The following is a 6580-nucleotide window of genomic DNA, read 5'->3' as shown; positions in this document are numbered from 1 at the left end:
GCTCCTTCGGATCGAAGGCCATGAGCTTCTCCTGTTCGTGGGGTTACCCGTCATATTGTGCCCCGCAGGAGCAATAGGGGGCGGGTCAGTGACAGGAGGTCTCCGGCGGGAGACGATGGAACAGCCTACGCCGCCGTTCACGGTCGGCACGAGACGGTGAGTCAGGTTTTCGCGTCTTCCCACTTGGGGCGGCAGCGGATATTGCTCGCATGAGAACAGGACGGTAAGAGACTTCATGGCTCTGGACGTGATCTTCACCAACGGCACAATCCACACCCAGGATCCGGATCATCCCATGGCGCACAGCCTGGGAGTGCACCAGGGGAAAGTCGTGAGCCTGGACGATCAGCTTTCCCCCGATCTTTTCGACCGCGTGGTGGACCTGAAGGGAGCCGCCGTGGTCCCCGGTTTCAATGACGCCCACTGCCATCTGAGCTTCCTGGGCGAGTCCCTGGTGCAACTGGATCTGCGTCCGTCCGTGATCTCCACCATGGCCGATCTGCTCGCCGCGGTGCGTGAGGCCGCCGCCGATGCCGAGCCCGGCGAGTGGATCATGGGCCAGGGTTACGACCAGAACTACCTGGACGGCGTGCACCCGACCGCGGTCGCCCTGGACGAGGTCAGCCCGCAGAACCCGGTGTGGCTGTGGCACAACTCGCGTCACATGGCCGTGGTGAACACCGCGGCGTTCGAGCGCGCCGGGTACCCCGGTCGTCGGGGTTTCACGGTTCCCGTGGGTGGTGAGGTGCCCCTCGATGAGCACGGCGCCGCTCAGGGCCTGTTGTCGGAGACCGCTCGCGGCCTGGTCCAGGAGGCCCTCCCGGTCAAGACCACCGACGTCGTGGCGGACCAGATCGCGGCCGCGTGCGACGCCGCCCTGGCCGCCGGCATTACCTCCGTCACCGAGCCCGGCCTGGGTTCACCCGCGAACCTCGGGCAGTCCTTCACGGACATTGCCGCGTATCAACTGGCCAAGGATCAGGGCCGGTTGCGGGTGCGCGCCACCGTGATGCCCTACCTCACCACGCTGCACCCCATTGACCCCAGCGGCCAGGACGTGGCCAACGACTTCCCCGGGCAGGACCAGCCCTTCGGCCTGGATCTGGGAATCCGCTCGGGCCTGGGTGATGACTGGTTCCGGATCGGCGCGGTCAAAGTTCTCTCGGACGGTTCCCTGATCGGCCGTTCCGCCTTCATGACCGAGGGATACGCCGCTGATGCGGAGAACGGAGTGGAGAATGTCGGCCTCCTGCAATTCCCCCGGGAGTGGCTGGAGGGCCGTCTGCTGGCCGCGCACCAGAACGGTTGGCAGCTGGCCGTGCACGCGATCGGCGATGGCGCCGTGGACGTGGTGCTGGACATCTTCGAGAAGGCACACAACGAGTTCCCCCGCGAGGACGCCCGCCACCGCATCGAACACTTCGGTGTGGCCAGTGACGAGCAGGTGGCCCGCTGCGCACGGTTGGGTGTGGTTCCGGTGCCCCAGGGTCGCTTTGTCAATGAACTCGGCGACGGCATGGCCAGGGCACTCGGTGCGAAGCGCACCCGCCTGTGCTATCGCATGAAGTCCCTCCTCGATGCGGGCATGGTGACTCCGGCTTCCACGGACGCGCCGGTGGTGGATTACCCGCCGCTGTACAACATTCACGACATGGTCAACCGACGCACCGCGTCGGGCGCCCAGTTCGTACCGGAAGAGTGCATCACGGTCGGCCAAGCGGTGCACGCCTACACCGTGGGCAGCGCGTACGCGTCCCACCAGGAGCACATGAAGGGCACGCTGAGCGCGGGCAAACTCGCGGACTTCGTGGTGCTCTCCGATGACATCTACGACGTCGACCCGCAGACCATTAAAGACGTGCAGGTCACGGCCACGGTGGTGGGTGGCGACATCATGCACGGAGACCTGTAACGGATCGTCAGCGCTTTCCGTGCGTCAACGCTTGTCGAATACAAGCCATCATCCTTCCGGACCTTGCGAGTCCGGGGCCACACCAGGAGGTAGTAATGACCGAACAGTCAGCCGGCCATCTCATTGTCGAGTCGCTCAAGCACCACGGTGTGGAACGTGTGTTCTCCGTGCCCGGTGAAAGCTACTTGGACGTGCTCGACGGCCTGTACAACTCGGGAATCGAGAACGTGGTGTGCCGTCAGGAGGGCGGCGCCCTGTACATGGCGGAGGCAGTGGGCAAGGCCACCGGTCGCCCCGGTGTCGCCATGGTGACTCGCGGGCCCGGTGCGTCCAACGCATTCGTGGGGATCCACCTCGCGTGGCAGGACTCCACTCCCCTGGTGCTGTTCGTGGGGTTGATCCCGTTGGACCACCGCATGAAGGAAGCTTTCCAGGAGTTGGACCCGTACGCCTGGTTCGGCACCCAGACCAAGCGTGTGTTCGTGCTGGACAAGGCCGAGCGTGCCTCCGAGGTCGTGGCGGAGGCGTTCTTCGCCGCGACGTCGGGCCGTCCCGGACCCGTGGTGGTAGGCCTTCCCGAAGACGTCATCACCGACATGGTGGACCGGCCGGTGGTGCCGCGCATCCCCGTGACCGAGGGTTCCGTGAGCGATCAGGAACTGGCCGACCTCACGCACGCTTTCTCCACGGCGCAGCGCCCCGCGCTGCTGCTCGGCGGCCCCCGCTGGAATGCCGTGGCCTCCCAGCAGGTCACCGCGTTCGCCGAGAAGAACGGTATCCCGGTGATCTCCGATTGGCGCGCCGCGGACCGCATCCCGGGCAACTCCCCCGTCAACGCGGGCGAGCTCGGCTACCGTCGCACCGAGGAATCGGTGGCCGTCCTGAAAGATGCCGATCTGCTGGTTCTCGTGGGCGGCACCCTCTCCGACATCCCCACCGACGGGTTCACGGTCCGCCAGGAACCGGATGCCACCAACTGGATCGTCAACATCGACGCATCACTGCGTCAGCACTCCGGCGCGGTCACCCGCCAGATCCTGGCATCCCCCGTGGCCTTCGGCCACGCCGTGGCGGATCTCGATCTGGGCGAGCATCCCGACTGGTCCTCGTGGCGTGACCCCGCAGTGGCGGCGCACCAAGAGGTCTCCCGGATCCCCGACAACACCGGCACCAACGCGGAGGGCACCGCCGACATGACCCTGGTCATGGCAGAGGTCCTCAAGCGCATGCCCGAGGACACCCAGATCACATTCGGTTCCGGTAACCACACGGCGTGGGGCCACCGGTACTTCCCGAACTCCTTCTATCCGTCCCAGTTCTCCGTGCGCAACGGGACCATGGGCTACTCGGTTCCCGCCGCTGTGGCGCTGTCGCTGCAGGACAAGGATCGCTTTGTCTTCTCGATCGCCGGCGACGGCGAGTTCCTCATGAACAGCCAGGAACTGGCCACGGCCAAACAATTCGGTGCGCACCCGTTGATCCTGGTCATGGACAACTCTCAGTTCGGCACCATCCGGTCCCACCAGGAAACTCGCTACCCGGGCCGGATCTCCGGCACGCAGCTGGAGAACCCCGACTTCGGTGTCCTGGGCCAGGGCTACGGCGGGTACGGTGCCCGTCTGGACAACAACGGCGACATCGAGCGAGTCATTGGCGAAGCCATGACGGCCGTACAGGAGAACCGCGTCCCCGCCGTGGTGCACGTGGTGGTCGACCGCTCCAAGGTCATGCCGGACGGCTAAGCCCACACGGTGGGCCCGAGCTCCGCTCCGATAGGATCGGACATCGACCTTTGACCGCAACGTAACGGTTTGTCTCCAGGAGTCCCACGGATGTTTCGTTTGTTCCACAACGCCACAGTCCACGCGATGAATCCGGCCACGGGGTGGACGCCCCGGGCCACGTGGCTCACCCGCGACATGCCCCACCCGGATGCCATCCTCACCTCCGAGGACCGCATCGTGGCCGTGGGTGATTATCGGAAACTCGCGGACATGGCGCCCGCTGGTACGGAGCGGATCAACCTCGAGGGTCGATACGTGATGCCGGGGATGGGCGACGGACACATTCATTCCGCGATTTACTCGCGGTCCATCACGGAACCGGATCTGCGGGCTTGCACGTCGCTGCAGGCTGCGCTGGAGCTGCTGAAACCGTTCGTGGACCGGGCCCGCCAGGACAAGACGAAGACGTGGATCTTCGGCGGTCAATGGAATGCCAATGGCTGGGATGTTCCGGTGTTCCCGGACAAGCACAGTTTGGACAGCATCTGCCCGGACATCCCCATGGCCCTGGGGTCACTGGATTGGCACACGCTGTGGCTCAACTCCAAGGCCCTCGAGACCCTGGGGCTGGACCGCAACGTCAAGGACCCGGACGGCGGCACCTACGAGCGCGACGACCACGGGGAGCTGACCGGCATCATCCGTGAAGCCGCGGGCATTCCCATTCGTGACGGCCTGATGCAGTCGGATGTCTCCGGCAACATCGATGATTACCTGCCCGCGGGCCAGCATGAGTTGCTCAAGCGGGGCATCACCTCGATTCACGACATCGACGGCGCCGATTGCCTCTCCGCCTATCAAAAGCTCCGCGAGCGCGGTGAGCTCAATGTTCGTGTTCACAAAATACTGCGCCAGGAACAGATCCTGGACTTCATCAACCGCGGCATCCGCTCTACCTCGGGAGACGAATGGATTTCCATGGGCCCGCTCAAGCTCTTCGCGGACGGTGCCCTCGGTTCACACACGTGCCACATGTCGGATCCGTGGCCGGGCACGGAGGATCACGGCATGGCCGTGACCACCCGGGACGAATTGGACCATTGGATTCACCTGGCTGCCAGTGCCGGCATTGCCACCGCGGTGCATGCGATTGGCGACCAAGCCACCACCGAGGTGTTGGACGTCTTCGAGACCCACCAGGCCATGTCCCGGGTGTTCGGGTTGCGTCAGCGGATCGAGCACGCCCAGTACATCAAGCGTGGTGATGTCCCGCGGTTCCGTCAGCTGGGTGTCACCGCGTCCATGCAGCCCATGCACTGTACCGCGGACCTTCCCATGAATGACTTCTTACAGGGTCGTGACCTGATTTCCTACGGCTGGAACAGTCTGCGAGCCGCCGGGGCGGAGCTCGTGTTCGGTTCGGACGCACCGGTCGAGGATCCCAACCCGTTCCAGGGTATCCACGCGGCCATCACGCGCACCCGCCACGGGCACGCGGTGGACGGCTGGCAGCCGCAGGAAACCGTGTCCCGCCCGGAGGCCGTGTACTACTACACCCACGCCGTGGCCCGCGCCTCCTACGAGGAGAACCTCAAGGGATGCCTGGCGCCGGGTTTGCTCGCGGACTTCGTGGTGGTGGACCGGGACGTGTTCTCGGAGGATGACCGCGCGGTCAAGGACACCGTGGTCGAAACCACCGTTGTGGGCGCCCAGATCCGCTACCGGCGCGAGGTCAGCTGAGGTGCAACCGGGGCGAGATGAATTTCTTACCCACGTGGGTCTCGGAATCCAGAACCCAGCCCATACGTTTGATGGGGCGCAGCGAGACCACCGTTTCCTGAATCTCGATTCCTGAGACCGCGGACTGGATGGCCCGTTCGGCCTCCAGGATCTCCCCCACGGAATGCAGCCACATGACCACCATGAGGTTGGCGCGCCCCGTGATGGACGTGACCACGCGAGTGCGCGGATCCCGGGCAAGAGCCTTCGCAGCGGCTTCGTGCTGATTCGCGTCCAGGCGGGTGAACCACTGCGCGGTGATCGGTGTGGCGGAGAACCCCTGGATCAGGTCGCAGCGGATCGACAACAACCCGGAGGCCAGCACCTTGTGCAGGTAACGGCGGGCGGTGGCCGGGTGAAGCCCCGTGATGCGGGCGATCTCGGCCGCACTTGCACGACCGTCGAGCATGAGAGCCTCGATCACGGGACGGTGATCCTCGCTGAGCGGCGTACTGCTGACCGGCAATGATTCCTGTTCGGCCGCCATCCAGGCCTGCGCCGCCCGGCGTTGCTCGTCACTGAGCCTGTCCAGACGCCACTTGTCGCCGGCACGGTGCAGTTTGGTGGAGATCATGTTGTGGATCTTCACGACACCCTGAACCCGGGAGATTTTCTCCTCGATGATGCGTGACAGCGAGGGCAGATCCCGGCTAACCACGGTGAGACCGAGGTCCGGTTCCCGGCCGAAGGCTTCCACGGAAAGCACCTCGGGCATGGCCACGAGTTCTTTGACGACATCGTTCCACTGTTGGGTGTTGCACGAGACCTCCTGAAAGGACAGGAGATTCCTGGGGTCGTTGAGATTGACCTGAGCGGTGATCCAGGCGGCCCCGGAGCTGCGCAGTTTCTCCCACCGCCCGGCCAGAGTGGTGGGATGGGCGTCCAAGATCGCGGCGGCTTCACCCCAGGTGATTCTGGGCGCCCACTGCAGCAGGCTGATGAGCTCCAGGTCCTGATCGGACAGCTCAGCCTTGGACTGGCCGTTGCTTGACATGGATCTCCCTCATTGTGCGGTGGCCGAAACATGAGTCTACAAAGGTTCTCGCGACAACGACGCCGCCCCCGCACCGTGGTGGGTGCGGGGGCGGTTGTCGTCTGTCCACCGTCCGGGAACGGTCAACCCTGCCTTACTTCTTGGCGGGGGTGTGCAGCAGCTTCTTGTTGG

Annotated in this window: 4 protein-coding genes; 3 read left to right on the top strand and 1 reads right to left on the bottom strand. The window is 64.9% G+C overall.

What is annotated here, in order from left to right; genetic code table 11:
• Window positions 1–235 precede the first annotated feature (235 nt).
• From Q4E95_RS10115 to Q4E95_RS10105, 3 genes are all read left to right on the top strand, one after another.
• Window positions 236–1912 (top strand): amidohydrolase, encoded by a 1677-nt coding sequence (locus Q4E95_RS10115; protein ID WP_303383189.1) that lies wholly within the window; start codon window positions 236–238, stop codon window positions 1910–1912.
• A gap of 95 nt (window positions 1913–2007) precedes the next feature.
• Entirely contained in the window at window positions 2008–3654 is a 1647-nt protein-coding gene (locus Q4E95_RS10110; RefSeq protein ID WP_303383188.1) for a thiamine pyrophosphate-binding protein, read from the top strand.
• A 90-nt stretch (window positions 3655–3744) separates the two neighbouring features.
• On the top strand, window positions 3745–5376 hold the full coding sequence (locus Q4E95_RS10105; RefSeq protein ID WP_303383187.1) for an amidohydrolase: 1632 nt from the start codon (window positions 3745–3747) through the stop codon (window positions 5374–5376).
• Here Q4E95_RS10105 and Q4E95_RS10100 read toward each other — a convergent pair.
• A complete protein-coding gene (locus Q4E95_RS10100; protein WP_303383186.1) occupies window positions 5369–6409 on the bottom strand; it encodes an Lrp/AsnC family transcriptional regulator in 1041 nt (346 codons plus the stop codon). The genes Q4E95_RS10105 and Q4E95_RS10100 overlap by 8 nt on opposite strands.
• Window positions 6410–6580: the final 171 nt, after the last annotated feature.

It is taken from the genome of Kocuria sp., assembly GCF_030536815.1.
GTDB classification, from domain to species: domain Bacteria; phylum Actinomycetota; class Actinomycetes; order Actinomycetales; family Micrococcaceae; genus Kocuria; species Kocuria gwangalliensis.
The sequence above is the reverse complement of the archived record's forward strand: the minus strand, read 5'-3'. Positions and strand labels throughout refer to the sequence as shown.

What these genes read in the sequence shown, in the direction of transcription:
- Q4E95_RS10115 (WP_303383189.1), top strand. Translation starts at nt 236, where the DNA reads ATGGCTCTGGACGTGATCTTCACCAACGGCACAATCCACACCCAGGAT.
- Q4E95_RS10110 (WP_303383188.1), top strand. Translation starts at nt 2,008, where the DNA reads ATGACCGAACAGTCAGCCGGCCATCTCATTGTCGAGTCGCTCAAGCAC.
- Q4E95_RS10105 (WP_303383187.1), top strand. Translation starts at nt 3,745, where the DNA reads ATGTTTCGTTTGTTCCACAACGCCACAGTCCACGCGATGAATCCGGCC.
- Q4E95_RS10100 (WP_303383186.1), bottom strand. Translation starts at nt 6,409, where the DNA reads ATGTCAAGCAACGGCCAGTCCAAGGCTGAGCTGTCCGATCAGGACCTG.